The organism is Gardnerella greenwoodii 00703Dmash, assembly GCF_000263635.1.
GTDB classification, from domain to species: Bacteria; Actinomycetota; Actinomycetes; order Actinomycetales; family Bifidobacteriaceae; genus Bifidobacterium; species Bifidobacterium greenwoodii.
Genome location: NZ_ADEV01000004.1, coordinates 54,020 through 80,449 on the forward strand (window position 1 = coordinate 54,020; position 26,430 = coordinate 80,449).

The window sequence follows — 26,430 nt, forward strand, 5'->3', positions numbered from 1 at the left end:
ACGTACCTTTTGTAGTTATCTACAACAGTTATCTACAACGTGGTATTGGTTTAACTGCCTAAGCATAAAGTTTAAGGCTGCACACTTTTTAGGAAATATAACAAACGGCACAAGGAGTCAAATATGACTAAACACGTCGCGCCGAAAGCCAAAACTACTGCGACGGCATTTGCCAAAGAACTTCAAGAGCACCTCAAGTACACCCAGGGTGTAACGCCAGAGCAGGCCACTACGGCAGATGTGTATGTTGCCGCTGCAACTGCAGTTCGTCGTCACTTGATGGACTCTTGGATGCAGACACAGCATGACATGGTTAATGGCAATACAAAAGCTGTAGGCTATTTAAGCGCAGAGTTCTTGATGGGCAAGCAGCTTGAGAATGCTTTGTTGAACGCTGGACTTACCGACCAGTTCGAAAAAGCTGTTACGAAGCTTGGCTTCGATCCAAAGGCCGTTATCGATGCTGAGTATGAACCAGGTTTGGGTAACGGCGGTTTAGGTCGTCTCGCAGCCTGCTTCATTGATTCTCTCGCCTCTATTGGCGTTCCAGCATTCGGCTACGGCATTCAGTATCGTTACGGTATTTTCAAGCAGCGCTTTGATGAAGAAGGTAAGCAGGTTGAAACACCTGATTACTGGCTTAGCAACGAAGAGCCATGGGGTCACATTGATTACGGTCGTGATCAGCGCGTCAACTTTGGCGGCGAAGTTGTTGAAGAAAACGGCAAGCGTGTTTGGAAGCCAGCTTGGTCTGTTCGTGCAGTACCAGTTGACTACATGGTTCCAGGCTACAATTCTGGTCGCGTAAACACTCTTCGCTTGTGGACTGCTAAGTCTTACAACGAATTCGATTTGCTCACCTTTAACAAGTCCGAGTACTTGGACGCTGTTAAGCCACAGGTTGAAGCAGAAAATATCTCCAAGATTCTTTATCCAGAAGATTCCACTCCACAGGGCAAGGCTTTGCGTCTTGAGCAGCAGTACTTCTTTGTTGCTGCTTCTATCCATGACGCTATCCGCGTGTTCTATCCAGGTCAGGATAAGCCGGATCTCACCACCTTCCCAAGCAAGATCAACTTCCAGTTGAACGATACTCACCCAGTTATTGGTATTCCAGAGCTTATGCGCGTTCTTATGGACGAGTACGGCTACGATTGGAACACCGCTTGGGGTATCACCACCAAGACCTTCAACTACACTTGCCACACCTTGCTTCCAGAAGCTTTGGAAGTTTGGCCAGCAAAGCTTATTGGCGAACTTTTGCCACGCCACCTTGAGATTATTCAGGGCATTAGCGAGCAGTTCCGCAACGAGCTTCGCGGTAAGGGCGTTGCTGAGGATCAGGTTGAGCGTATGCGTATCGCTACCGACGCTGACGAAAATGGCGAAGGTGCTGTAGTTCGCATGGCTTACTTGGCTACCTACGGCGGCTCTTACGTTAACGGTGTTGCTGAGCTTCACTCTGAGTTGTTGAAGGATGTCACTTTGAAGGACTTCTCCAGCGTTTACCCAGATAAGTTCAAGAACGTTACTAACGGCGTAACTCCTCGTCGCTTCGTGCGCTTAAGCAACCCACGCATGTCTGCTCTTATTACTGAGGGCTTGGGCACCGACGCATGGCAGGGTGATTTGGAGCTTCTTGAAGGTTTGAAGCCATTGGCTGACGACAAGGCATTCGTTAAGAAGTTTGCTGAAGTTAAGAAGCAGAACAAGCTTGCCTTCGTTGATTTCGCAAAGCAGAAGTATGGCTTCGAAATCAACCCAGACACTATGTTTAACACCATTGTTAAGCGTTTGCACGAGTACAAGCGCCAGTCCATGAAGATCCTCCAGGTTATCTCCACATACGCTGGAATTAAGAACGGCACAATCGACGTTGACAAGATGCTTCCACGCACCGTGTTCTTCGGCGCTAAGTCTGCTCCAGGCTATGCTATGGCAAAGCTCACCATTCAGCTCATTAACAATGTTGCTCGCGTGGTGAACAACGACCCAGCATGCAAGGGCAAGCTCGCTGTGTTCTTCCCACCAAACTACAACATCGAGTTGGCAATGAACTTGATTCCTGCCACCGATTTGGATGAGCAGATTTCTCAGGCTGGTAAGGAAGCTTCCGGCACTGGTAACATGAAGTTTGCTTTGAACGGTGCTTTGACTGTTGGTACTCTCGATGGTGCAAACGTTGAGATTCGCGAGCGCGTTGGCGCTGAGAACTTCTTCCTCTTCGGCATGACCGTTGACGAAGTTGATAAGCTCTACGCTGAAGGCTACGATCACGGCGGATCCCGTAAGTACTACGAGTCTGATCCTCGCTTGAAGACCGCTGTTGACATGGTTGCTGACGGCACCTTCTCCAATGGCGACAAGAGCGTGTACGAGCCACTCGTCAACGATTGGCTTACCCACGATTACTTCATGGCAATGGCTGACTTCAGCTCTTACATGGATATTCAGGCTCAGATTGAGGAAACTTACCGCGATCCAATGAAGTGGGCTCGCATGGCAGTTTTGAACGTAGCCAACTCTGGTTACTTCTCTTCTGACCGCTCTATCGAAGATTATCTCGATCGCATTTGGCACACTGGTGCTCTTCCAGTTGCCGAGTGAGCATAAAAATAGCGTTTTAATCGCTTAATAACAAAAGGCGGAGGCTGTTAATCAGCTTCCGCTTTTTGTTTCTAGTAATTTAAATCGAAATTAATCACAAGTAAGTAAGTAAATAAACAAGTAAATAAACAAAACAATAAAGGCGGCTGCGCGTTAACACAGTCGCCTTTATTTGAAGTATTTTAACGTAACACTGCTGTTTTATTCTTCAACAGCAGGAGCGTCTTTACCTTCAGTCTCTTCTTTTTCTAGCCCCAGATCAATTGGTGAAGAGCTGTTCTCCCACGGCTCCTCCCAAGGGTCATAATCAGGATTATGCTGCTTGTAAACATACAATGCAGCAATTCCTGCGAGCAGTGCTCCGAAGAGCAGTGCAAAGAACTTCCAACCGCCAGAGGATCTGTTCTCCATGATGGCTCCTTTCGGGTTAAGCTGACCTGCTCGTCCAAGTCAACGATTTACATAGCGTTTTGTCGCTTACTCACTATCATAGTTGCTTTTCTTCAGAGTTGCATCTTTTTAGGCAATGTTATTGATTAAATTTGTGAAGTAAAACCTATATCATAAAGATATGCATAATTTGGATATAAAAAATTTATGGAATAGAATACGTTTTCGCAGCAATACTGTTACTGCAATTCTCATATACGCTTGCATTGTTACTTGGCTAATAGAAATATTTTTATACTTCGTAACTAAAGAAACCTACATTACTTTTATAGAATATACTGCTTTCGTGCCGGTTACTGCGTTGAATACTCCATGGACTTGGTTTACGTCAATGTTTGTTCATGCGCCAAACATCACGCATATTTTCTTCAATATGTTGTGCCTTTGGTCACTCGGCGCAGAACTTGAGCGTTATTTTGGCAAATGGAAATTCTTTGGACTTTATTTAATATCTGGTCTTGGAGGATGCGTTGCAGATATTATTTGGTGCAGAATAATTAACAATTGGCTGTCCGCCTCTTATGGTGCTTCGGGCGCAATTATGGGTCTTATTGGCGCGCTTTTAGTAGCTCAGTGGCGATTAGGTGAAAACATGCGAGGAACAATTATTTGGATTGCGATTACTCTCGCTATGCCAATTATTATTCCAAATATAGCTTGGCAGGCGCATGTTGGAGGTTTAATTATTGGTACAGCACTTGCAGCATTGTTAGGCGTACAAAATCCTCTGCTTAGAAAAGCTTCGTTTAATACGCGTTTCTTAACGTATTTTATTTCGATTTTTATTATTCTTGTTGCGTGCGCAGTATTCTGCCTACAAGGATTAGCTTAGTTAAATTACACGCATGTAGTTTTCCACCATTGTGTACAGAACTGTGGATAACTTGGGTATAAGTTGGGCATAAGATGCTAACAACTACTCAAGTTATCCACATATTTATTCACAAACGCTAATAACTCGCCCTTTTTTGCGCTTGTGCAAAAGTGTATAAAAGTTATCCACAATTACGAATCTATGTGAATTAAGCTTAGAAAAGCACAGAAACGTAACTAGAAAAACAATCTACTCTACTGTTTTTCTGGCAGTTTATTCCAATTAAAAGGCTGTTCAACCAAGTAGTATGCGTTATCGTCATCAGGCGCAGGCGCAAACTTCACAGGCTTAGTTTTATATGATGGAATAAATGGATTTAGGAAAGAATCTATAGTTTTAGCAGGCTTAATAGGTTCTTCAGTTTTCTTATATAACTTAGGATCTCTACGCAGAATAAACGGTCTATCCATATTCGGCTTATTTTTTCCTACTCCTTGGAAGTATCCGTCTTTTTCTAATTTGATTAAATCAGCTCCTACAGGAACAAGAAGATAAAAATCAGCCATTCTAAAACTTAAACCGTGATTTATACCAGGATCTTTATTAAGAGTATCGAGATAGTCATAACCGTAATCACCAGTTTTATAAAGCTTACCGTTCACGCATTTATCACCGGTAATATCGTCAAATTCAGAATTACCACAGAATGTTTCAAAACCTCCACGATACAGTTCTACAACTCCTGTATCTCCATAAATAAGATGATTCCTCATATAATTTTCTTCGCGAGGAGGGTAATTAACACTGCACCCAACAACATTCTGATTAGCATGACACATATGCAATTCATTGTTTAAATTCAGACCTGTATAAGTGCTCACATTATCAGCCTTTCGCATGTTAATATAATCTTTTTCATGCGACCCATGTAAATTCAAAATCTTATAATCAGGATCTTGTGGATTAAACGGCTCTAAACGAAAATCGAGACAATCTCCAGAATTTGTGCACCATAAACCAACAAAACTATCTAGTTTCATAGCGTCCATCAAAATATGGTTGTCGTAAGTATCTGAAGATTCAGTAAACAAAGATTGTCCTGCGCCAACACCGTAATAAAGAGTAATGGAATCACTAGTAGTTTCAGTTCCCAACGCAGGATCCGAATCAACTATTTTATACATATTATTACGAGAAGAAAGTCGTTCTTTCGTTTTAACATCTTTGAATCCTCGACTCTTCAATAAATCCTCAGCCTTGGCAAAATCCATGCCGTACAAATCAGCTGGAACACCTTTGCCTTCAGTACCAACTAAAACATGAATAGTACGATCAGCAGATTCATTAATTGAACTTCCAGGCTGAGGCGTAGTTCCAATTACCGTACCCGGATTAATAGCAGTTGCAGTATGCACTTTTACTGGTACGTTCATCTTTTTTAATTCGCGCACAGCATCTTCCGGCTTCAATTTAGTAATATCATCCGGAACTCCAGGCCCCAACGATTCATACACTGTTATTCTCGAAGAAGGTGATATTTTTTCGCCTTTTTTAACTCCTTTAATAGAAAAAACTTCACCTTTCTTTTTTGCGGAGAATTTTTTAACTACTTTTACAGCAGCTCCTGATGACGATATTTTTTCAATGATTTGTTGAGCATTTCCTCCACTCAAAGAAGAAATAACATTTTTCTGCGAATACGAATAATAGAAAATTCCAACAGCAACAAGAGCTACGATAACAAAACTAGAAATGCTACAAGCAATTACTTTTTTATTAGGTTTTTTAAAATTATTAGGTTGAACAAATTGATTTTCTAATTTGTCTTCTTCAACAGGAGTTCCACAGCTATTGCAAAACCTACTATTTTCAGAAAGTTGACTACCACATTCGATACAAAATCGCATTGTTCCTTCTTCAACTGTTTAACCATTTAGCGCAAATTAAGTAAAAATCTTCTCAGCTACGCTATTTCTCTAAAATTTATTTTAATTATTATTAATCTGAAGAACAAGCGCTTATTCGCTTAAAACTTTACGTTTAGTATGCAAACACATCCATATGTTACGTAAGAATAAGATTATGCTTTCTGAGTTACATGCACCTTATGAAATTCCTTGCGCAACGCCTCAAACGCTTGCGTTTATTAAAGAAAATGCGAAATCAAATCCAAATAATGCAGCTCTTAAAGCACCACGTAACGCGGGAATTGATGTTCCTTTTGCAGTAAATCAAATCGCAGGCAAACAAATAGCACAACAAAAACTGCCAAAATGGGCGTCCTGCGAAGAGATTATATATCCGGCACATATATCTATGGAGCAATGCTCTTCGCAAGCCACAGCGCAATATAAGGCTAATATTGCACAAAAATTACTTAGTGAGATGAATGAAGAAAACACTTCGAACACTCTTGTTGATCTTACAGGTGGATTTGGTGTTGATTGCGCAATAATGGCTGAGGTTTTTGACTCTGCAATATGCATTGAACAACAAAGTGATCTTTCCGCTATTTCTCAACACAATATGCGAGCGCTCGGTCTTTCTAAAGTTACGTGTTATAACAACAATAGTCTTGAGGCGCTTAATCAGATTTCTAGCGCAACAATGATATACATTGACCCTGCACGTCGCAATAATCAAGGTTCTAGAACTTACGCTATTGAAGACTGCACACCAAACGTGCTATCTATTAAGGACCAACTTCTTAAAAAAGCACAAATTGTTATTATTAAACTTTCTCCAATGCTTGACTGGCATAAAACGGTAAGCGATTTTGGCGGTAACGTTTCGCAAGTGCATATTGTTGCTCATCATAATGAATGTAAAGAGCTACTAATAGTATTAAGCAAATCTCAGCACACAAAACTGCCAATATATTGCGTAAACGACAATCAGTTAACTGTTATAGAAGCCGCTTACGATACTTCAAAAAATCAGGTTTCAATACTTTCTGGATTGGATGGTAAAAGTAAGGAAAACAAAACTTTAGACGTACAAAAATGGCGAGAATGGGCTCGGTACGTTTATGAGCCAAATGCTGCAATTATGAAAGCGGGATGTTTAAAGTTTTTAGAAGAAAAATATGGCATTAAGCAAATAGAACCAAATAGTCATATTGGTGTTGCAGAAAAACATTATGCTAATTTTCCGGGAAAAATATGGAAAATTGAGAATATTTGCAGCCTTAACAAGAAGGAAATAAAGAAAGCGCTTGCAGATATTACACATGCAAATATTGTTACTAGAAACTTTCCAATGTCTGCAGAAACTTTGAAAAAACGCCTTAAAATTCAAGATGGCGGAAATATTAGACTTATTGCAACAACTGACAGCAATAAAGATCACGTAATTATTCGCGCAATTGCAGAATAAAAATAATTAAAGTAGCCGCACAAAACGCGCAGCTACTTTAATAGAATCGTTTTAAATTAGTCGTAATTGTATTAACGCCACCACATGGTCATTAAGAAACCAACTACAACAAATCCGAAGGCAATAAGTAGATTCCATGCTCCAATTCCTGGGATTGGCAGCATAGGGTTCAAGTAATACACAACAGCCCACACTAAGCCAATAACCATCAACGCGCAGAACAGTGGCACGAACCATGCTGCATTAGCCTTCGCACCTTTAATGCTTTCTTCAACGCGTCGCCTATTTTCTGCTTGACGCTGCATCATCTTCTGAATTTGTGGAGAAAGCGATGCTTTATCTGCAGTAGCATTCAACACTGCTTCAACTTCATCCATAGGAACGCCATAAGTATTCTCATTTGACGTATCGCTCTTCTTTGCAGCGTCGTCAGCTGCAGTCGTGTGCAATTTCTCATCAGCCATAACTGTAACTCTCCAATCAATCGGCTACACGCTATAATAGTGGTTACACTCGAACGTAGGAAGAATGAGAGCAAATTATGGTAAAAAGAACAGGAAAACATAGAGCTCAACGCTCGTTGTTAAGTAGTGTTGCTGTTGCCGTTGCCATCTTTCTTACAGGATATTTATTTGTTACTAACCTACGAGTCAACCGCACTGCTTTCGTCACTTCCAACACGAGTCAAATGGTTGAAAGAAACTCGCAGCGAACAAAATCTTTGCGAGAAGATATTAAAGATTTAGATTCCAGAATTAGTTTGCTCAACAAAACTCTCGTAAGCAGTAATGAGAATAAAGATTCTTCAGATACTGGCAGTAGCACTGTTCTTCCTAAGCTTGAAGGACCTGGAATAGTAGTAACTCTCAACGACTCTTCACTGTGGAAGGGAGCAGTAAACGGTTCTGGAACTTCTGTAAATATTAACGATTATGTTATTCACCAGCAAGATATTGAATCCGTTGTAAACGCGCTTTGGCAAGGTGGAGCAGAAGCTATGACCATACAAGATCAGCGCGTTTTGTTCAATTCTGCAGTAATTTGCATTGGGAACGTGGTTATACTTCAAGGTCATCAGTACTCGCCACCGTATAAAATATCTGCTATTGGCCCAGTAGACGATATGGTTGATGCGCTTAATAATTCACCAGCCATACGCACCTACAAGGAATACGTAAGTTCATTTGGATTAGGATGGAAAGTAGAGAAGAAGGAGAATTTGAAATTCCCAGAAGCATCTGCTTTGTTACAACCATTAAGGTACGCATCCGTGCTTAAAGAACTAAATAAATGATTTGTGTCGCAAGACCCTCACATCAATAAAGGAGTAACGTATTATGCAGTCTGCTTACACGCAGGAAAATGATACGAAGAGCAAAGGCTCTAACTTCTGCTGGCAAATTGCCGGAGTTATTGGCGAAGTTTTAATCGCTTTTGCAATTATCTGTGCACTATACATTGCATGGCAAATGTGGTGGACCGGAGCTCAAGCAGAGCACAATCAGGTAGAAGCACGTAAAGAAATATCTTGGAAGAATCCTAAAACAGGTGACAAAACAAAGATTGCTTTACCTCAAAATGGCGAGCCGCCAAAAGTTAGCAAACCAAAAGGTGACGTTTTAATAGCTCGACTTTATGTTCCTCGCTTCGGAAACCAGTGGGAGCGCAATATTATTGAAGGAACAACACCAGATATTTTGAGCAAACGTGGCTTAGGACACTATTCAGAAACTCAAATGCCTGGAGAAATCGGTAATTTTGCAGTAGCTGGACACCGTAATGGCTACGGACAGCCTTTGGGTGATGTTGATTTGCTTAAACCTGGCGATGCTATTGTTGTTAGGACTAAAGATTACTGGTTCGTATATAAGTACACTTCTTATAAGATTGTTACGCCAGATCACGGTGAAGTAATCGCTCCAAACCCTGATCATCCTAACGAAAAGCCAACAAAACGTATGCTTACTCTAACTACATGCGAGCCTAAGTATACTACTGCAACACATCGCTGGATTAGCTACGCTAAGTTAGCTTATTGGGCAAACATTAGCGATGGTATTCCAAAAGAGCTTTCCACAATTGATGAGCAAGGAAAGGTAAAGTTTATTAACAACGAGCAGCAGTCTCTTGTTTCTCATCTTTCTTCACTTGTTCCAGTAATGCTTGTTATTGCAGTGCTTTATATTGCTATTTTTGCGGCTGGCGCTATTGCTTGGCAGTGGCCGGCACTTCGCGAAATTCGCGTAGGAAGAAGGAAAAGGCCAGATGCAAGCATTTTTGGCGGAATCCTCTTAATACAACCAGGCATTACAGCAATTCGTTGGATTCTTGCAATACTAATTCATTTCTTCATCATATTAGCTCTATTCCAATGGGTATTCCCTTGGGCAGCTGCAACGGTTCCATTCCTTCAGCAGATGTCTAATTACACAACAACTATCTGAAATAAATCTAATTAAATATTTAATTGAAATATTTAATTAGATTTAGGACATACTCGAATAAAGTCTAATAAAAAATAAATATGTACAAATAAGGGCGATACTTAAAAAGTTATCGCCCTTATTTTTATTCGATTCTAAAATATTTTCTAGTATCTAATATCACTTACCTTGAGTATCAGTATCTGAAGAAGAACTAAGCCCTGGTCTAGTAATCAAAGTGATTGCAGAACCTTTATCTACCTTAGTTCCAGCATCTTCAGACATGCTGATCACTACGTCGTCATCTTTATTAGAAATAGAATCAGAAACTACTCTTAAGCCCTTTGCCTCAAGTATTTTCTTAGCCTGCTTAAACGTAATAGTACCAAGATCAATATGCGGCACTTCTACCTTTGTCGAACCTTGTGACACATAGACTGTGATCGAGCTATGAGGCTTAACAGAAGATCCGGAATTAGGGTTTAATCTGGTTACGGAATCTTCAGGTACACTATCTGAATCTTCCTTTACAACATCCGCAGTAAAACCAAGATTTTGCAGCTGACTAATCACAATATCCTTGCTCTGACCAACAAGACCATCAGGAATCTTAGTTAAACCAGAAGCAATATAAAGCGTAATCAAAGTACCTTTATCTGCGAAGGAATCAGCATCTGGATCAGTACGAGTTACATGATCTTTCTTCACATCAGCACTATCTTCTACCCGAACATTAGCAATCTTAAAACCAGCACGTTCGAGTATCTTACGAGCTGCTTCCTGCGATTTACCACTCACATCTGGAACACGTGTTGATTGAGGTCCTACAGAGAACCAAACCGTAACTTTAGTGCCAGACGCAACATGCTCGCCACCACGCGGAGACTGCTTTGTAAACGTGCCTTCAGGCTGGGAAGAATGATCGTCTTCGCGAATATCTGGGACTAATCCTAATGCTCTAAGCTTTTCTCTAGCCGCATCCTGAGTGGTTGTTTCCATAAATGTTGGAACAACAACATTACCAGACATTCGATTATGACCCAGCATAAACAAAACGCCTGCTAGAACAACGATTGCAACAACAGCACCAATAATAGAGCCGATTACAGCACGCTTACGACGCTTAGCTTGAGATTGAGCGCGTTGAGCTGCACGAGTGCTTGGAGCAAATGCAATATTTGATTGCTCAACCTGACCTGTAATAGGGTTAAACGATTGCGTTGCAGCACCATCAGTAGCATTAATAGCCATTGTTGCAGCTGTTTGCTCAGCTTGTTTGCGAGCTTTCATATTCGCTAAATCAGTAAGCGGATTAAAAGCTGCTGCAACAGGAACTCCGCCGTTCATGAACGCTAGAATATCGTTCTTAAATTCCGAAGCTGTAGCATAACGGTTCTGACGGTCTTTTGCCATTGCTTTAGCGCAAATTTTATCCCACATAGAAGGCATTCCAGGCACAAGAGTGCTTAAAGGAGTTGCAACTTCAGAAACATGCTGGTATGCAATGGCTACAGCGGAATCACCAATAAATGGTGGACGACCAGTAAGCATTTCATAAAGTACGCATCCTGCAGAATACAAGTCAGAGCGCATGTCTACTTGCTCTCCGCGAGCCTGCTCTGGAGACAAATATTGTGCAGTTCCCACAACGCCTTGAGACTGCGTCATAGTTGTTGCAGAATCGTCAAGAGCACGAGCAATGCCGAAGTCCATCACCTTCACCATGCCCTGCTCGGAAATCATAATATTTCCAGGCTTAATATCGCGGTGAATAATTCCCATTCTGTGAGAATATTCCAAAGCATTAAGCACACCAAGCATAACTTGCTCAGCGTCACGCTGACTTAAAGCACCATTCATCTTAAGGATATCGCGCAGCGTTTTGCCTTTAATATACTCCATTACTAGGTAAGGAAGACGTTCTTCCAGGCCGTTGTCAGCAGTAACAGATTCCTCACCAGAATCATAAATATTAACAATATTAGGGTTGTTCATTTGCGCAATTGCGTGCGCTTCCCTGCGAAATCGCGAAAGGAAGATTTCATCGTTCGCTAAATCAGAACGCATGATTTTCACAGCAACAGTACGACCTAGACGCTTATCTACCGCAACACGCACTTCTGCCATGCCGCCGCGGCCAATAAGTTCTCCTAATTCATATCGACCATTCGCTAATGAGGTGGGCATTGTGGTATTCATTGCTGCTCCTTGCGATTATTGGTATTCAAAATGTTAATAATATTGACTTGATTCTGCGGCATACTCTTAATACATCGCGTTTGTCGAGAATCTGTAGAAATAAATCCTGTTGTATTGTTAAAAGCTGTTTCTTGATCAAGCAGCCTACGTTCAATACGAGATAAAACTTTTGACACAACAAGCGCATCTTTTGGCCGATCTTTTGGATCTTTTGCAAGCATCGACATAATAAACTGTCTTAATTGCAGATCAATATTTTCAGGCAATGGCGGAACAGGATCATTAACATGAGCCGCGGCAATATCTACCGGAGTAGCTCCAGTAAACGGCCTATGCCCACATAATCCTTCGTAAGCAACAACTCCTAGCGAATAAATATCGGATTGTGCTGTTGCTTGTTCGCCTTGTGCTTGTTCAGGAGAAATGTATTGTGCTGTGCCAACTACCATACCGTCCTGAGTAATCTGCTCCTGATCGCTTGAATAAGAAACACCAAAGTCGGTAATTTTTACGTTTCCTGTTTCAGAAACCATAATATTTGCAGGTTTTACATCACGGTGAATAACACCATGCGAGTGAGCTACAAAAAGTCCTCGTGCTGTTTGAATAAGAATAGGCAACAGTCTGGTTGGATCAATAGCTTTTTCTTTATGATACAAGTCTGCTAACGACTTACTTGGCACGTATTCCATAATTAAGAAGCCAATGCCATCATGCTCATAATAGTCAAATAGTGCTGCAATATTCGGGTGCGCAAGATTTGCAGAATTATGGGCTTCCGCACGAAGCCTACGCAACTTTGCTTCTACATTCGCAGTATCTGTACGCAGCGCTTTAATAGCAACAATTCGCCCAAGTTGAATATCAAAGCCTTTCCAGACTTCTCCCATACCGCCTTGCGCAAGGCGGCGATCCAGTCGATAACGATGATGAACTAACTGTCCTTCAACAAGTTTCATTGTGTAAGCGCCTCCTTCATCACTTGTCGCATAATTGGTCCTGCTGCGTAACTGCCCAGAACATTAGTATTGTGAACAATTACCGCTATAGCTATTTTAGGATCTTCTGCCGGAGCAAATCCAATAACCCACCCATTTGCAGACTGATTATTAACTCCAATCTGTGCAGTACCTGTTTTTGCAGCAACATGCATATTTGGTAATGCAAGATTTGGATTTTCTTTTATTACTACAGCTTGCATCATAGCGGATAGTTTTGCAGCACTATCGCTGCTCATGGCTTGATTCATAATTGTTGGCTTCGTTTGCGACAACACAGACAAGTCACTTGAACGCACACAATCTACAAGCGTAGGTTTCATAAGCGTACCGTTATTTGCTATAGCTGCTGCAATCATAGCATTTTGCAAAGGCGTAACTTTTGCGTCACCCTGTCCAATAGATTCCAAAGCTAATCTGTCTGGAGTTGGTTTAATTGAAAATGTTGAGCTTACGGATCTCATTGGGAAACCTGTAGAATCAGATCCATCTATAGAAAGAGAATCAAAGAAGCCAAACTTTTTTGCCTGTTTTACAATCGCATCTGAACCCAAAGAATTGCCCAACTGAGCGAATGCAGTATTTGAAGAATAAGCTAACGCGTCTTCAAACGAAATTTTTCCGTCAGTGCCGTTTGCTTGAGAAACAACATTAGTTAAAGCAACACTTGTTCCAGGAAGAGTGTATTTCGCACCAGCAGGTATTAGCGTATCTGGCTGATATTTTCCAGTTTCTAGTGCTGTAGCAGCAACAATAGTTTTAAATGTAGAACCAGGTGCGTAAAGCTCAGAAATCGTACGATTTAACATTGGATTCCAAACATCTGATGTTATTTGTTCGTAAGACTTATTTACAGCACCAATATTGTGCATGGCAAGAATATTCGGATCATAACTTGGTGTGCTAACCATTGCACGAATCCTGCCAGTTTTTGGTTCAATTGCAACAAGAGCTGCGTCTTTGTCTTTTAGAAGATTATAGGCAAGATTCTGCAGTTTTGAGTCAATTGATGTTTCAATAGAAGCTCCGCGGTTTGTAACTCCAGTAAACAAAGATTTGAACCGCTGCCAGAATAATGCGTCAGATTCGCCGCTTAATAAACTATTCCTAGAAGCCTCAATACCTCTATCTGCACGCTGACTAATAGAAAAGTAGCCAGTAATTGGAGAATATACAGGACCGTTAGAATATTTGCGCTGATACACGAATGCATCTTTAGAGGGATCTGATTTAGCAATAACAATTCCATCCGAAGTAAGAATTGCCCCTCTAGGAGATCCAAACTCATGATATAAGGCTCTACGATTTCTAGGATCAGCATTTAAAGCATTAGCATTAATAGAGGTAATAATAGTACTTGAAATACCAAGTATAACGAACAATACTAGTACAGCAATGAATAATTCTTTTAAGCTTTTATTCATTTGTCTCACCTCGTTCCTGCGAAGAAACAAGGGTTTGGCTATTCATACTATTCGCTTCTTCCTGACTATTAATTAAATTACTTTCACCAAGATCATTATTTTCAGATTTACTACGAATTCTCTCCTGCAATTCTCGCTCACGCAACGCTGCCAAAGCCTCATACTGGAAGGCGTCGGAAACTGGAGCTGATTCAGGTTTATTCGCAGAGTTAGAAATAACAATAAGCAATGCTGCAAGCAAATAATTTGCCACTAATGAAGATCCGCCGGCAGCCATATATGGCAAGGTTAAACCTGTTAAAGGTATAACCAAAGTAATACCACCAACAACAGTAAATACTTGGAATGCCATAGTAAAAACAAGACCGGATGCTAATAATTTACCGAAGCCATCTTTAATTTTCATTGCGGTAATCATTCCGGAAGTAATAATAATTAAATACAAAACTAATACTGCAAGAAGTCCGGTAAGACCAAGTTCTTCACCAATAGAAGCATAAATAAAATCAGAATTAGCCAGCGGTGTTAAGGAAGGATGACCCTGACCTAAACCTGTTCCTGTAGTTCCTCCGGCTGCAAGACCAAATAATCCAGATACAATCTGAGCCGAACCTCCAGGGAACCTGTTATACACAGCATTATCAAACGGGTGAAGCCAAGCATCCACACGATACTGCACATGTGCGAATAACTTTACTGCAACTAAGCAGCCTAATGTGAATGCAATAGATCCAACAACCAGCCAACCTTTGCGACCTGTGGAAACATAAAGCATTGACACGAACATTGCGAAGAACATAAGAGAAGTGCCAAGATCGTGCTGCACAACTAATACACCCATTGATGCAGCCCAAACTAACGCAATAGGACCCATATCTTGCAATCTTGGCAAATGCACTCCAAGAACTTTTTTCCCTCCTACAGCAAGCCTGTCGCGATGATTAAACAAGTATGCTGCAAAGAAGAAAGCTAGGAAAAGCTTAGCAAATTCTCCAGGTTGAACAGTGTGATTTCCAAAACCAATCCAAATTCTTGCGCCGCCAATTTCTTTGCCTAATCCTGGAATCATAGGAGAAAGAAGCAAAACTAAGCCGATTACCATATTTACGTAAGAAAAACGCCTTAATATGCGATAATCTTGCAGCACAATAACAAAAATAATAGATAATATAAGCGCTACACACACCCACACTAACTGTTTAATAGCAATATCAGTATTATTTTGTCTATCGATTCTTGCAATAAGAACTGTTCCTATTGCTGTAAGAAGCATAATACACGGCAAAATTGCTTGGCTTGCATAAGGCTGCTTAACAAGAAGTACACCCCAAAATACTAAGAATAACAGCATAACAATTGTTAGCATTGCAACATAATTAGCCGATATGCAACTGTCTATACGAAAGAACATTTGCAAAAATGCAATTGCTGAAACAAAAATTGCAAAAAGCAATAACGCTATCTGTCTAATACGCGTAGCAACCAAATTCATGAGGATTTACCCCCTTGCTGCGCATTATTGTCTTTATTATCCTTATTTTCCTTACTATCTACGCTTTCTTTGCCGCTTTTACTATCTTTGCTGCTTTTACTATCATTTGAAGAAACTATTTTTTTCTGACGCTTAGCATTTAATTTTTCTTTCGCACGCTGGAACATTTCTCTACGAATTAAAGAAGCATGACCGCGAGCTTCAGCTAAACTTCCAAAACTAATACCTTCACGCAATTGATCCTGCCATGATTTATCAAGATTTTTTACAGGAATATCGGTTGATTCAACTTCGTGAGATAACGCAATTCCGAAAATATTTGTTGGAACACCTTGATAAATAACAACGCGATCATTGTTCTGACTAATGTAATACTGCGTTTGAGTCCACGAATAAACTCCATAACCAGCACCAGCAATAATCAACAATCCAAGCAAAATTCCTAGAATAATACCTATGCGAGTCCATCTACGACGCAACGAATAAGCTTTATGAGCTTCATCTTTCTCATATTTAACCGCGCGCGCAACATCCGGATCGTGCGGATCGGTAGATATTTTGCCGTTTTTCTTAGTTACAATAGGAATTTCATTCGTATCAGGAGTGTGTAAATCTTCTGATTCTTCGCGAATATGTGAAGGCTGAACAATTCTAGTCATTAATACGGAAGGATTAACAGCATCTGACTCATCCGCATTGTTTTGAACTAAAGCTGCAGCACGTTGCGCTGGAGAATTTTTATCTTCTCTCAGTGCCGGCGAGGACGATACTGCTTTATTAACAATATCTGCAATAGATTCAAGATCTTGGCTTGCAGCTCCACCAATCAATGGAGTTTGATGAGGCAAATCAAACGCGTCCGCATCGAGAGCAAGAGTCGCATCCGCAACAACAGCAGTAACATTATCTGTGCTTCCTGCTCGAAGAGCCATAGCTACAAGTTTTTGAGCACATTCTTCTTGATTAGAAATAGTGCTCATAACATCTTGAATAGTGGAATCTTCTAAAACTCCGCACAATCCGTCTGAACAAAGTAACCATCTGTCTGAAGGATGAGCTTTTCGTAAAGCAATATCAGGACGCGGATCTATATCAAAATCTCCCAATACGCGCATAACAACATTTCTTTGAGGATGATTCCTAGCCTCTTCGGGAGTAATATGCCCAGTATCAATAAGATGCTGAACATAGCTGTGATCTGTAGTCATTCTCATAAGATGATTGTCACGAAGCAAGTATGCTCTTGAATCACCTAAATGTGCCAAAACCCAATATCCGCATACGAGAGTTACTGCAGTAACAGTTGTTCCCATTCCAGCAAGACGTCGCTCGCGCTTAGCTTTTCCAACAATCGCGTCATGAGCTGCCATAATCGACGTTTCCATCATTGAAGACACAGCTTTTATATCGTACGGCCTGGAATCTTGCTCAATATGCGCAAGCGAACGAATGGCAATAGTAGACGCTGTATCTCCCCCAGCATGACCACCCATACCATCGCAAATAGCTGCTAAATGCTCTCCAGCAAACGCAGAATCCTGATTGTTGCTTCTAACTGTGCCAACATCACTAACAGCAGTAGAATACATAAATAATATTTTTTCAACTGATTCTACATACGCTGATTTATTAACATTCTGATTATTATCGTCTGCTAATTTTTCAATTTGGCCAGTTTTTTCTGTATTGGATTCTTCCTCATTATTTGAATTGATTTGCGTCATATTATCACCTCAATTCAAACATGGTTGCGCCTATTCTAACCGAAGTGCGCGGAGCTAATATAACTGGTTCACTAACGCGAGAATGACCAATCATAGTCCCATTAGTACTGCCTAGATCTTCAAGCACCCATGCGTGAACTTTTTGATTAAAATACACGCGAGCATGATGTGAAGAAACAAATTCATCATTCAAAACTACCGTATTAGATGCAGCTCTACCAAGAGTTACTCCAGCAGCATTTAATGGGAAAGATGATCCTGCCAAAGGCCCATCAATAACAACTAGCAAAGTAGGATTAACATCAGAATTTTTTGAAGACGAGTTAACCATTACAGGTGATGCTTGTCGCTGTACAGGCTTAGAAGAATTTACGTCATGAGATGCGCGTCGAGATTTTTTATTCCAAAAATGCGATTTTTTAGGACTAAAAACCTCAATATCCCTACGAAGCGAACGAATAGCGCATAACACAAAAACCCAAAGTAAGACTAAAAAGCCATACTTGAATATTGCAAACGTTAATTCAGTGAATATCATACGCGTTATCGTCTCCTCATTCGGAAAATACTTTTTCTCCTACTCTTGAGACGATGCCCAGTAGAGAATACGCGTACGCCCAATAGTAATAGTGTTTCCATCTACCAAGGTTGCAGCTGGCACTTGATGACCTTCTACATAAGTACCGTTTGTTGAACCAAGGTCTCGAGCAATAACACCATCAGGAGTGACGTCGATACTAAGATGATGTCGAGAAATACCAGGATCATCAATTACAATATCGCAACCGGAACCTCGTCCTAAAATTGTGCAATCTTTAGTAAGCAAATACTGATTGCCATTAATCTCAAGCATTGGATGATTCTGCTGCTGGTCGTCGGTAGTAACAGGAACAGCATTTCCTTGAACTGATTCAGAAGTCAAATGGAAATTACCCTTAGTTAATTCCAAGTCTTCTTCAAAAATAACAACTACTGGTCCTACAAAAGCATAATGTTGACTTTTAGCATATTGCGTAAGATTGTCAGCAAGCTCATTAGCTAAAGCTTCACTGCCCCATTGTTCAATATGATCAAAATCAGGAGTACTTAGCTTAAAACGATATTCATTTGGAGCAACAGTATGATCTCGGCCAATAGGCATAGCTTCAGCATCAATTTCACGTTCCAAAGCACTAGAAAAATCAACTGGCTGTAAATCTTTGGAGCCGAATTTTGCGAAGACGCCGTTCACTGCACCTTCCACGCTCTTCTCAAATCGGTCAAAAACGCTCATGGTAAACCCTTTCTATCTGTTCACCATAGTACTCGTCACCGGGTACGGTACTCAAATTTCACACACTTTTTTCTAATATTTTATTATTTTTAATGCTACTTGACTATTTTCAACGTGCATTTACATCATGGTAAGTGTACTCTTAGCAATTATGACGCAAAAAAATAATAACAATCACAGCAGATTGTCGGTAATTACTCGCAATTTCGCTACTATTTTTACTTTAATACTCGCGATTATTGTACCTTGCTTAGGTAAAGCACTACTTATTAGTAGTAAAGAAAGAAATTATGAAGCAACTATTGTAGCTTATTTTCACAATAGTGTTCCTTCTTCGCTACTGAGCTTTTCAAAAATAATTGCGATTGTTTTTTCCACTAAAGGCTGCTTGGCAATACTATTATTGCTTGCAATAATTTCATTGTTTGTTAGTAAAAGCTTAAAACTTACAATTACTCAGCTTCTTATTTCTCTGCTTCCTATGATTTACATTTTTGCAGTTAAATTTGCTGTACACAGACCAAGACCATACATTGGTTTGAATATTAAACTACCTTCTGATCCAAGTTTTCCTAGTGGACACACTTCTGCAGCAGTCGCAGTCTGTGCAATGATAATGCTAATTATTTATGTAACTAAGCCTTCTCTTGTTAAAGTTGGATTGCTTTTTAGCGCAATACTAGTTGTTATCGTCGCTATTTCGCGACTTATTGTTGCAGCTCACTTCCCTACAGACGTATTAACTGCAGCAATCATGTATCCTCTTCTTTCTGTTACAGTATTGCGCTCATGTCAGAGACACAACCTGTATGTAGATAATAGAAAAAACAATAAAGATAACAAAAATTACTCTGCTAAAAAATTAGTGGAAGATTTTTCTTCAGAAAGCGAAAACACTAATGCTTAAAGGTTTTAAGAAGTTTATTTTACGCGGCAGCGTTATTGATATGGCTGTCGGTGTTGTTATGGGTAGTGCAGTAACTGCAGTAGTAACAACAATAGTAAATCATATTATTAATCCTCTTATTGCAATGATTTGCGGAAAGCCAGAACTTAATGGCGTTCTAACTATTACTATGAACGGTGCAACAATTTCTTTTGGCGCAGTAATTGGCGCATTATTAAATTTCCTTATTGTTGCTACAGCAGTTTATTTCTGCATTGTTTTACCTATTAATAAATTGCGTGAAATTGGTGCAGATTTATTGCAAATAGAACATGAAAAAACTGAAGAAGAAAAACGTAAAGAGCGCGAAGAAAAAACTATTCAACTCTTGCAAGATATTCGCGATGAATTAGCTAGAAAATAATATTCTTGCTAATTAAAAAAGTATTTAGAAAATATTAAAATTCCCGCTAGTTAGAAACAATTAGCGGGAATTTCTATTAAAAATAAAATCCTATTAATAGGCTGTTACCTATACGTTTTCGCTTATTAGTCGTCACCTAAAGTAACGTGTATTCCGCCGACCAATGAGCCAACTACGTTATAAAGTAGAGCAATTATTGCGGACAGTATTGTAATAATAACAATTTCAACAATAGAGAATATAGTAACTGCGCTCAATACTGTTGGAAGAGAAAATACGTCGGCAAGATTAAAACCATTACTATCCAAACCTGTTGATGAAACAATCTGCGTTACCTGATCAAAAACACCAATCATGTTCAGGAACAACCAAACTAAACCTGCGGCAATAACTTGAATAATACCGCCTGCAACGCTTAGAAGAAATGTAACTTTTGCAACTGACCATGCGTCAACACGAACCAAAGAAAGGCTCATACGACGAGCTCTAGGAGTATGACCTGCTTTAGAAGAATGTAATTGACTTGCTGAAGATGTTGATGATGCCATACCACCAATAGTTCTACGCGAAGAAGATGAACTACTATTAGATCCACCCAACGTAAACTGTGATTTTCTAACAACCCTTCCTAAAGAAGAATCACCAAACTCTTCATTAGAATTATTGTCTTCTCTAATCGTATAAGAAGATTCTTCATTAATATTCGTTGGATTTTGCGATGGCTCAAAATCTTCGCTCATCTTAAGTTTTCCTTCTCTTATTACTTTTCTTATAATTAGACTAATTATACTAATGAGAGTACCAATCAAAACGGACTATATCCGCTCAGTTGGCACTCTCATAAGTTATTGATAATTAAGTTTTTAGCAAAGAAATTTTATTATTTACTACTTTTCGTAAATAAGATTTTAAGCTTCCTCGTTCGATGAAGTTGTTTCAACTTCTTCTACTTGATTTTCCTCATCATCTGTTTCTTCATTACGAGCAATAGAAATAATTTCATCACCCTTGTCTGGCTTAGCAAGAGTTACACCTTGCGTAGTTCGTCCTGTACGCTTAACTTCGTTAACGTCGGAACGAATTACCTTACCGGACTTCATAATTGCCATTACTTGGTCAGTTTCTTCAACAATCAATGCACCAACCAAAGAACCGCGTCCTTCTGCAAGCTGTACTGCCTTAACGCCGTAACCGTTTCTGCCTTGCAAACGATACTCTTCAATAGCAGTCCTCTTAGCAAAACCTTCGTTAGTAACAACAAGAAGATCTTTACTTGTTTCAGCGGCAACAACATCCATATCCAGAAGTTCATCACCTTCACGGAATCTCATGCCCTGAACACCTGCAGTTTGGCGTCCCATTGGTCGAAGTTGCTCATCATCAGCTCTAAACTTCAAACTCATACCAAGCTTAGAAACAAGAATAATGTCATCTTCTGGGTTGCACAAAGCTGCACCAATCAGCTCATCAACAGGTTCACCAGTTTCTTCGTTTGCCATTAGTCGAACAGCAATCAAACCACCTTGACGAGGAGAATCATATTCTTGCAAAGCAGTTTTCTTAACTTTTCCAGAACGAGTTGCCAAAACCAAGTACTTTGCCACTTCGTAGTTTTGAATTGACAAAACTGTTTGAATTGTTTCTCCAGGAGTAAACTGAAGCAAATTAGCAACATGCTGACCTTTAGAATCGCGAGATCCTTCTGGAAGTTCGTAAGCTTTCAGACGGTAAACTCGACCACGATTAGTAAAGAAGAGCAACCAGTTGTGTGTAGATGTTAAGAAGAAATGATCTACTACATCATCTTCACGAAGCTTTGCACCCTTAATACCTTTACCACCGCGGTGTTGAGCACGATACTCATCTGCTTTAGTTCGCTTAATATAACCTGCGCGAGTTACTGTTACAACAACATTTTCTTCAGCAATAAGATCTTCAACATTCATTTCACCAGAGAATGGAAGAATCTTAGTTCTGCGATCATCACCATATTTTGCAACAATTTCATCAAGCTCGTCACCAACAATCTTGCGCTGACGTTCTGGACTTGCCAAAATATCGTTGTAATCAGCAATCTTAAGCATCAAATCTTCATGCTCGTCAAGAATCTTCTGACGTTCCAAAGCTGCGAGTCTACGAAGTTGCATTGCAAGAATTGCATCTGCTTGAACTTCATCAACATCAAGCAAATTCATCAAACCAGTACGAGCTGTTTCAACATCTTTAGATGATCTAATTAAAGCAACAACTTCATCGATCATATCCAAAGCTTTTAAGTATCCTTGCAAAATATGATCACGCTCTTCAGCTTCACGCTTTAAGTAACGTGTACGCCTATCAATAACTTCAAGCTGGTGACTTACCCAATGACGAATAAACGCATCCAAACTCAAAGTTCTAGGAACACCATCAACCAGAGCAAGCATGTTTGCGCCGAAAGTCTGCTGCAATTGTGAATGCTTATACAAGTTGTTCAAAACAACTTTTGGAACAGCATCACGCTTAAGAACAAGAACCAAACGCTGACCTGTACGACCAGACGTTTCATCGCGCATATCTGCAATGCCTTGAATCTTGCCGTCGCGCACAGCCTCCCTAATAGAAGCAGCTAAGCGATCAGGATTAACTTGGTATGGAAGCTCAGTTACAACCAAGCACATACGTCCCTTAATTTCCTCAGTATTAACTACTGCGCGCATTGTAATTAAGCCGCGGCCCGTACGGTACGCTTGCTCAATTCCCTTATGACCTAAAATGGTTGCGCCAGTAGGGAAATCAGGTCCTTTAATTCGCTGAATTAAAGCTTCAAGAAGCTCTTCTTTGCTTGCATCCGGATGTTCCAATGCCCAGTGCACACCATCAGCCACTTCACGCATATTATGAGGTGGAATATTGGTTGCCATACCAACAGCAATACCAGCAGAACCATTAACTAAAAGATTCGGGAAACGAGCTGGCAAAACAGTAGGCTCTTGAGTTTTACCATCATAATTTGGCAGGAAATCAACGGTATCTTTATCAATATCTCGTACCATTTCCATAGCCAAAGGTGCCATACGGCATTCCGTATAACGCATTGCTGCTGCAGGATCATCACCAGGAGAACCAAAGTTACCTTGTCCATCAACAAGCATGTAGCGCATAGACCAAGATTGAGCCATACGCACCAAAGTGTCATAGATAGCAGAATCACCGTGAGGGTGATACTTACCCATAACATCGCCAACAACACGAGAGCACTTGTTATATCCGCGATCAGGCCTATAACCACCGTCATACATTGCATAAATAACTCGACGGTGAACAGGCTTTAAACCATCTCGAACATCTGGTAAAGCTCGCTCAATAATAACGGATAATGCATAAGCAAGATATGATTCGCGCATTTCCTGCTGCAAATCCATATGCTTAACTCGAGCACCCTTCATTAATCCATAATCAGTATTATCGGCTTCCTGAGGGCTTTGTGGTTCCATTGAACCATCTGGCAGTTGATCTCGATCTTCGCTATTATTAGCGGCGTTTATTTCGTCTACCACTGCAATTCCTTTGTATTCTTATAGGTTACTAACGTTTTTATTTTTCTATCTTTGTAGATATATCAATAACTTTTAAGCATCAATAAACCTTGCATCATGAGCATTTCGTTGAATGAAGAGTCTACGTGGCTCTACTTCATCACCCATAAGCATTGAGAAGGTTTCATCAGCTCGAGCAGCATCTTCAATATGAATCTGCTTCAAAATACGATGCTCAGGATCCATAGTGGTTTCCCACAATTCCTGATAACTCATCTCACCCAAGCCCTTGTATCTCTGAATACCTTCACCTTTAGGAAGTTGACGACCAGCAGCTTTACCTTCTGCTAAAACTCTGTCTCGCTCAGCATCCGTATAAACAAAATCATGCGCTCCCTTGCTCCACTTCAATCGGTACAAAGGTGGCATAGCAACATAAACGTATCCTGCTGTAATCATAGGACGCATGTAGCGGAAGAACAGAGTCAAATTCAAAGTTGCAATATGAGCACCATCGACATCAGCATCAGCCATAATAATAACTTTGTGATATCGAACCTTGCTTAAATCGAAGTCTTCACCATAACCACCACCAACAGCAGTAATTAATGATTCGATTGTTTCAGACTTCATCATTCTGTCAATTGACGCACGCTCAGTATTCAAAATCTTACCGCGCAAAGGCAAAATTGCTTGCGTAATAGGATCTCTACCTTGAATTGCAGAACCACCTGCAGAATCACCCTCGACTATGAATAATTCGCACTCTTCAGGATTACTAGATTGGCAATCCTTCAGCTTATCTGGCATACCAGCTGTTTCAAAAATAGATTTACGTCTAGTATTTTCACGAGCTTTTTTAGCAGCCAAACGTGCACGAGAAGCTTCAACAGCTTTTTGAATAATATTCTTAGCTTCACTTGGATGAGCATCTAGCCAGTCACCAAGCTTTTCTGTCATAACTCGCTGCACAAAAGTTTTAGCTTCAGAGTTTCCAAGCTTTGTTTTAGTCTGACCTTCAAACTGTGGAGTTGTAAGTTTTACAGAAACAACAGCAGTTAAACCTTCTCGAACGTCGTCACCAGAAAGATTAGTATCTTTTTCTTTTAAGATATTCTTTTCACGCGCATAACGATTAATTAAAGTTGTTAAAGCAGCGCGGAATCCTTCTTCGTGAGTACCACCTTCAGTAGTGGAAATCGTGTTTGCAAAAGTGTGAACAGCTTCAGAATAAGCAACAGTCCACTGCATAGCAATTTCCGCAGAAATACCAATTTCAAGATCTTCAGCCTCAAAATCAATAACATCTGGTTCAACTGGAACAGCTTTACGAGACTTAACTAAATAATCAACGTAATCCTTAATACCATGCTCATACTGATAACTTACGCTTTGATTCTTATTTTCATCAGTAGATTCACCATCTCCTGCAACCTCATCACCTGCCTCATCAGGCTTACGCAAATCAGTTAAGGAAATTTTCAAACCTTTATTAAGAAATGCCATCTGCTGGAAGCGAGATCGCAAAGTTTCAAAATCATAAGTAGTGGTTTCAAAAATTGTTCCATCTGGCCAGAATGTTACAGAAGTACCAGTAGATTCGCCATCTTCCATTGGCTTACCCTTTGCCAATGGTGCTGTTGGATGCTGATCTACATAAGTTTGAGTCCAATGGAATCCTTGACGGCGAACTTCAATTTCTACACGAGTAGAAAGAGCATTTACTACAGAAATACCAACACCGTGAAGACCACCAGAAACAGCGTAGCCGCCGCCGCCAAACTTACCACCAGCGTGAAGCTTTGTCATAACTGTTTCAACACCAGAAACACCTTCACCTGGTACTTCATCGACTGGAATACCACGACCATCATCAACAACACGAATAGCATTATCTGGCAAAATAGTCACTTCAATGTGAGAAGCATAACCTGCCAACGCCTCATCAACGGAATTATCAACAATCTCATAAACCAAATGATGCAAACCACGAGGTCCAGTAGAACCAATGTACATACCTGGCCTAATTCTAACTGCCTCTAATCCTTCAAGAACACGAAGATCACTTGCATCATAATGTTCAGGAGCAAGTGAATCATCAAGTTGAGCATCGTCAAGCTTATGCTCTTCGACAGCATTATCCATCGAATTATCTTCCGTGTTTGTCACTTTTTGTCCCTTCACAATTTGCCTCATATTACAAGGCTTTTACAGAGCCAACATATGCCAGAAAGCACATAAAAGGGGATTCTAGCGCTTCAACTATATTACATGACATTCTATACATATAATATTGCCTCTCGTTAATGAGAGGCCTTTTTACTATTTTTTTGAAATTATAATATTTATAAGTTAAAAAATTACCTTCTCCAAGAACCTAATCCGGTTGTAGTAGGACCTATAACTTTAATTTCTCTAATTTTAATATTCGAAAGATTATTATTAATTTTTTCTTTTAATTGAGGAAGCAAATAAGAAAGTTGAGTAGCCCATACAGCAGATTGTGCTCTAATAATAAGCACTTCATTTATAACTTGACTTATTTCACAATGATTTGCAATATTTTCACCAACTACTTCATTCCAAGAACTACGTAATTTTGCTATATTAAGTTGCTTATTCCAATTATTATTAGAAGCAAAAGATTGTAAAATACCGCAAAAAGTTCTAGGATCTCTACCTGGTTTGCCAAAATTTTCCCAAGCTTTATCTGCTCTTACAGAACGATTATTTTCTCTTTCAGCTTTTATATTAATCGGTTCAAAAATAAGAGCAGGTAATTTTCTTGTGTCTAACTTAAGTATTTTATAAACAGGAATCATA

21 protein-coding genes are annotated in these 26,430 nt (G+C 40.0%); 7 read left to right on the forward strand and 14 right to left on the reverse strand.

Annotation, left to right across the window (positions count from 1 at the left end; translation table 11 throughout):
• The first annotated feature begins 123 nt into the window (after window positions 1-123).
• Complete coding sequence (locus NG78_RS05140; protein ID WP_004133874.1) at window positions 124-2,607, forward strand: glycogen/starch/alpha-glucan phosphorylase; 2,484 nt, start codon at window positions 124-126, stop codon at window positions 2,605-2,607.
• Between the two features lie 201 nt (window positions 2,608-2,808).
• Here NG78_RS05140 and NG78_RS05135 read toward each other — a convergent pair whose 3' ends face one another.
• On the reverse strand, window positions 2,809-3,018 hold the full coding sequence (locus NG78_RS05135) for a hypothetical protein (protein WP_004126589.1): 210 nt from the start codon (window positions 3,016-3,018) through the stop codon (window positions 2,809-2,811).
• 160 nt (window positions 3,019-3,178) lie between these two features.
• Between NG78_RS05135 and NG78_RS05130 the strand changes: the two genes are divergently transcribed.
• Window positions 3,179-3,889 (forward strand): rhomboid family intramembrane serine protease, encoded by a 711-nt coding sequence (locus tag NG78_RS05130; RefSeq protein ID WP_004133875.1) that lies wholly within the window; start codon window positions 3,179-3,181, stop codon window positions 3,887-3,889.
• A 236-nt stretch (window positions 3,890-4,125) separates the two neighbouring features.
• On the opposite strand, the gene NG78_RS05125 is transcribed toward NG78_RS05130, so the two are convergent.
• Window positions 4,126-5,778 (reverse strand): PASTA domain-containing protein, encoded by a 1,653-nt coding sequence (locus NG78_RS05125; protein ID WP_004133876.1) that lies wholly within the window; start codon window positions 5,776-5,778, stop codon window positions 4,126-4,128.
• Between the two features lie 154 nt (window positions 5,779-5,932).
• Here NG78_RS05125 and NG78_RS05120 point away from each other — a divergent pair, with 154 nt between their 5' ends.
• A complete protein-coding gene (locus tag NG78_RS05120; protein ID WP_004133877.1) occupies window positions 5,933-7,246 on the forward strand; it encodes a THUMP-like domain-containing protein in 1,314 nt (437 codons plus the stop codon).
• A 71-nt stretch (window positions 7,247-7,317) separates the two neighbouring features.
• Here NG78_RS05120 and crgA read toward each other — a convergent pair whose 3' ends face one another.
• On the reverse strand, window positions 7,318-7,710 hold the full coding sequence (gene crgA, locus NG78_RS05115) for a cell division protein CrgA (RefSeq protein WP_004126581.1): 393 nt from the start codon (window positions 7,708-7,710) through the stop codon (window positions 7,318-7,320).
• Window positions 7,711-7,787: 77 nt separating this feature from the next.
• Between crgA and NG78_RS05110 the strand changes: the two genes are divergently transcribed.
• The gene (locus NG78_RS05110) at window positions 7,788-8,540 is read left to right on the forward strand and encodes a DUF881 domain-containing protein (protein WP_019260571.1); all 753 of its coding nucleotides are present in this window, start codon (window positions 7,788-7,790) and stop codon (window positions 8,538-8,540) included.
• A 43-nt stretch (window positions 8,541-8,583) separates the two neighbouring features.
• A complete protein-coding gene (locus tag NG78_RS05105) occupies window positions 8,584-9,690 on the forward strand; it encodes a class E sortase (protein ID WP_004133879.1) in 1,107 nt (368 codons plus the stop codon).
• 159 nt (window positions 9,691-9,849) lie between these two features.
• Here NG78_RS05105 and pknB read toward each other — a convergent pair whose 3' ends face one another.
• The 7 genes from pknB to NG78_RS05070 are packed head-to-tail and all read right to left on the reverse strand — an operon-like array spanning window position 9,850 to window position 18,779.
• Window positions 9,850-11,868 carry a Stk1 family PASTA domain-containing Ser/Thr kinase gene (pknB, locus tag NG78_RS05100; RefSeq protein WP_004133881.1) on the reverse strand — a complete coding sequence of 673 codons (2,019 nt, stop codon included), beginning with the start codon at window positions 11,866-11,868 and terminating at the stop codon, window positions 9,850-9,852.
• Window positions 11,865-12,827, reverse strand: coding sequence for a serine/threonine-protein kinase (locus NG78_RS05095; protein ID WP_004133883.1), 963 nt, complete (start codon window positions 12,825-12,827; stop codon window positions 11,865-11,867). Before NG78_RS05095 ends, pknB begins: the two co-directional genes overlap by 4 nt.
• The gene (locus tag NG78_RS05090) at window positions 12,824-14,290 is read right to left on the reverse strand and encodes a peptidoglycan D,D-transpeptidase FtsI family protein (RefSeq protein ID WP_004133885.1); all 1,467 of its coding nucleotides are present in this window, start codon (window positions 14,288-14,290) and stop codon (window positions 12,824-12,826) included. The genes NG78_RS05095 and NG78_RS05090 overlap by 4 nt, the downstream gene beginning before the upstream one ends.
• The gene (locus NG78_RS05085) at window positions 14,283-15,782 is read right to left on the reverse strand and encodes an FtsW/RodA/SpoVE family cell cycle protein (RefSeq protein WP_004133887.1); all 1,500 of its coding nucleotides are present in this window, start codon (window positions 15,780-15,782) and stop codon (window positions 14,283-14,285) included. The genes NG78_RS05090 and NG78_RS05085 overlap by 8 nt, the downstream gene beginning before the upstream one ends.
• Window positions 15,779-17,506 carry a PP2C family protein-serine/threonine phosphatase gene (locus NG78_RS05080; RefSeq protein WP_004133891.1) on the reverse strand — a complete coding sequence of 576 codons (1,728 nt, stop codon included), beginning with the start codon at window positions 17,504-17,506 and terminating at the stop codon, window positions 15,779-15,781. Before NG78_RS05080 ends, NG78_RS05085 begins: the two co-directional genes overlap by 4 nt.
• A gap of 4 nt (window positions 17,507-17,510) precedes the next feature.
• On the reverse strand, window positions 17,511-18,044 hold the full coding sequence (locus tag NG78_RS05075) for an FHA domain-containing protein FhaB/FipA (protein ID WP_004126550.1): 534 nt from the start codon (window positions 18,042-18,044) through the stop codon (window positions 17,511-17,513).
• A 39-nt stretch (window positions 18,045-18,083) separates the two neighbouring features.
• A complete protein-coding gene (locus tag NG78_RS05070; RefSeq protein WP_004126547.1) occupies window positions 18,084-18,779 on the reverse strand; it encodes an FhaA domain-containing protein in 696 nt (231 codons plus the stop codon).
• A 151-nt stretch (window positions 18,780-18,930) separates the two neighbouring features.
• Between NG78_RS05070 and NG78_RS05065 the strand changes: the two genes are divergently transcribed.
• The gene (locus NG78_RS05065; RefSeq protein WP_032837648.1) at window positions 18,931-19,686 is read left to right on the forward strand and encodes a phosphatase PAP2 family protein; all 756 of its coding nucleotides are present in this window, start codon (window positions 18,931-18,933) and stop codon (window positions 19,684-19,686) included.
• Window positions 19,679-20,089 carry a large conductance mechanosensitive channel protein MscL gene (gene mscL, locus NG78_RS05060; protein ID WP_004126541.1) on the forward strand — a complete coding sequence of 137 codons (411 nt, stop codon included), beginning with the start codon at window positions 19,679-19,681 and terminating at the stop codon, window positions 20,087-20,089. The genes NG78_RS05065 and mscL overlap by 8 nt, the downstream gene beginning before the upstream one ends.
• Window positions 20,090-20,214: 125 nt before the next feature.
• Here the strand turns inward: mscL and NG78_RS05055 are convergent, their stop codons facing one another.
• The 4 genes from NG78_RS05055 to NG78_RS05040 form a co-directional block, all read right to left on the reverse strand.
• A complete protein-coding gene (locus tag NG78_RS05055; protein WP_004133896.1) occupies window positions 20,215-20,829 on the reverse strand; it encodes a DUF3566 domain-containing protein in 615 nt (204 codons plus the stop codon).
• Window positions 20,830-20,997: 168 nt separating this feature from the next.
• Window positions 20,998-23,628 (reverse strand): DNA gyrase subunit A, encoded by a 2,631-nt coding sequence (gyrA, locus tag NG78_RS05050; RefSeq protein ID WP_004133898.1) that lies wholly within the window; start codon window positions 23,626-23,628, stop codon window positions 20,998-21,000.
• Window positions 23,629-23,700: 72 nt separating this feature from the next.
• Window positions 23,701-25,776, reverse strand: coding sequence for a DNA topoisomerase (ATP-hydrolyzing) subunit B (gene gyrB / locus NG78_RS05045; protein WP_004133899.1), 2,076 nt, complete (start codon window positions 25,774-25,776; stop codon window positions 23,701-23,703).
• 191 nt (window positions 25,777-25,967) lie between these two features.
• The gene (locus tag NG78_RS05040) at window positions 25,968-26,429 is read right to left on the reverse strand and encodes a DciA family protein (protein WP_004133902.1); all 462 of its coding nucleotides are present in this window, start codon (window positions 26,427-26,429) and stop codon (window positions 25,968-25,970) included.
• Between the last annotated feature and the right edge of the window lies 1 nt (window position 26,430).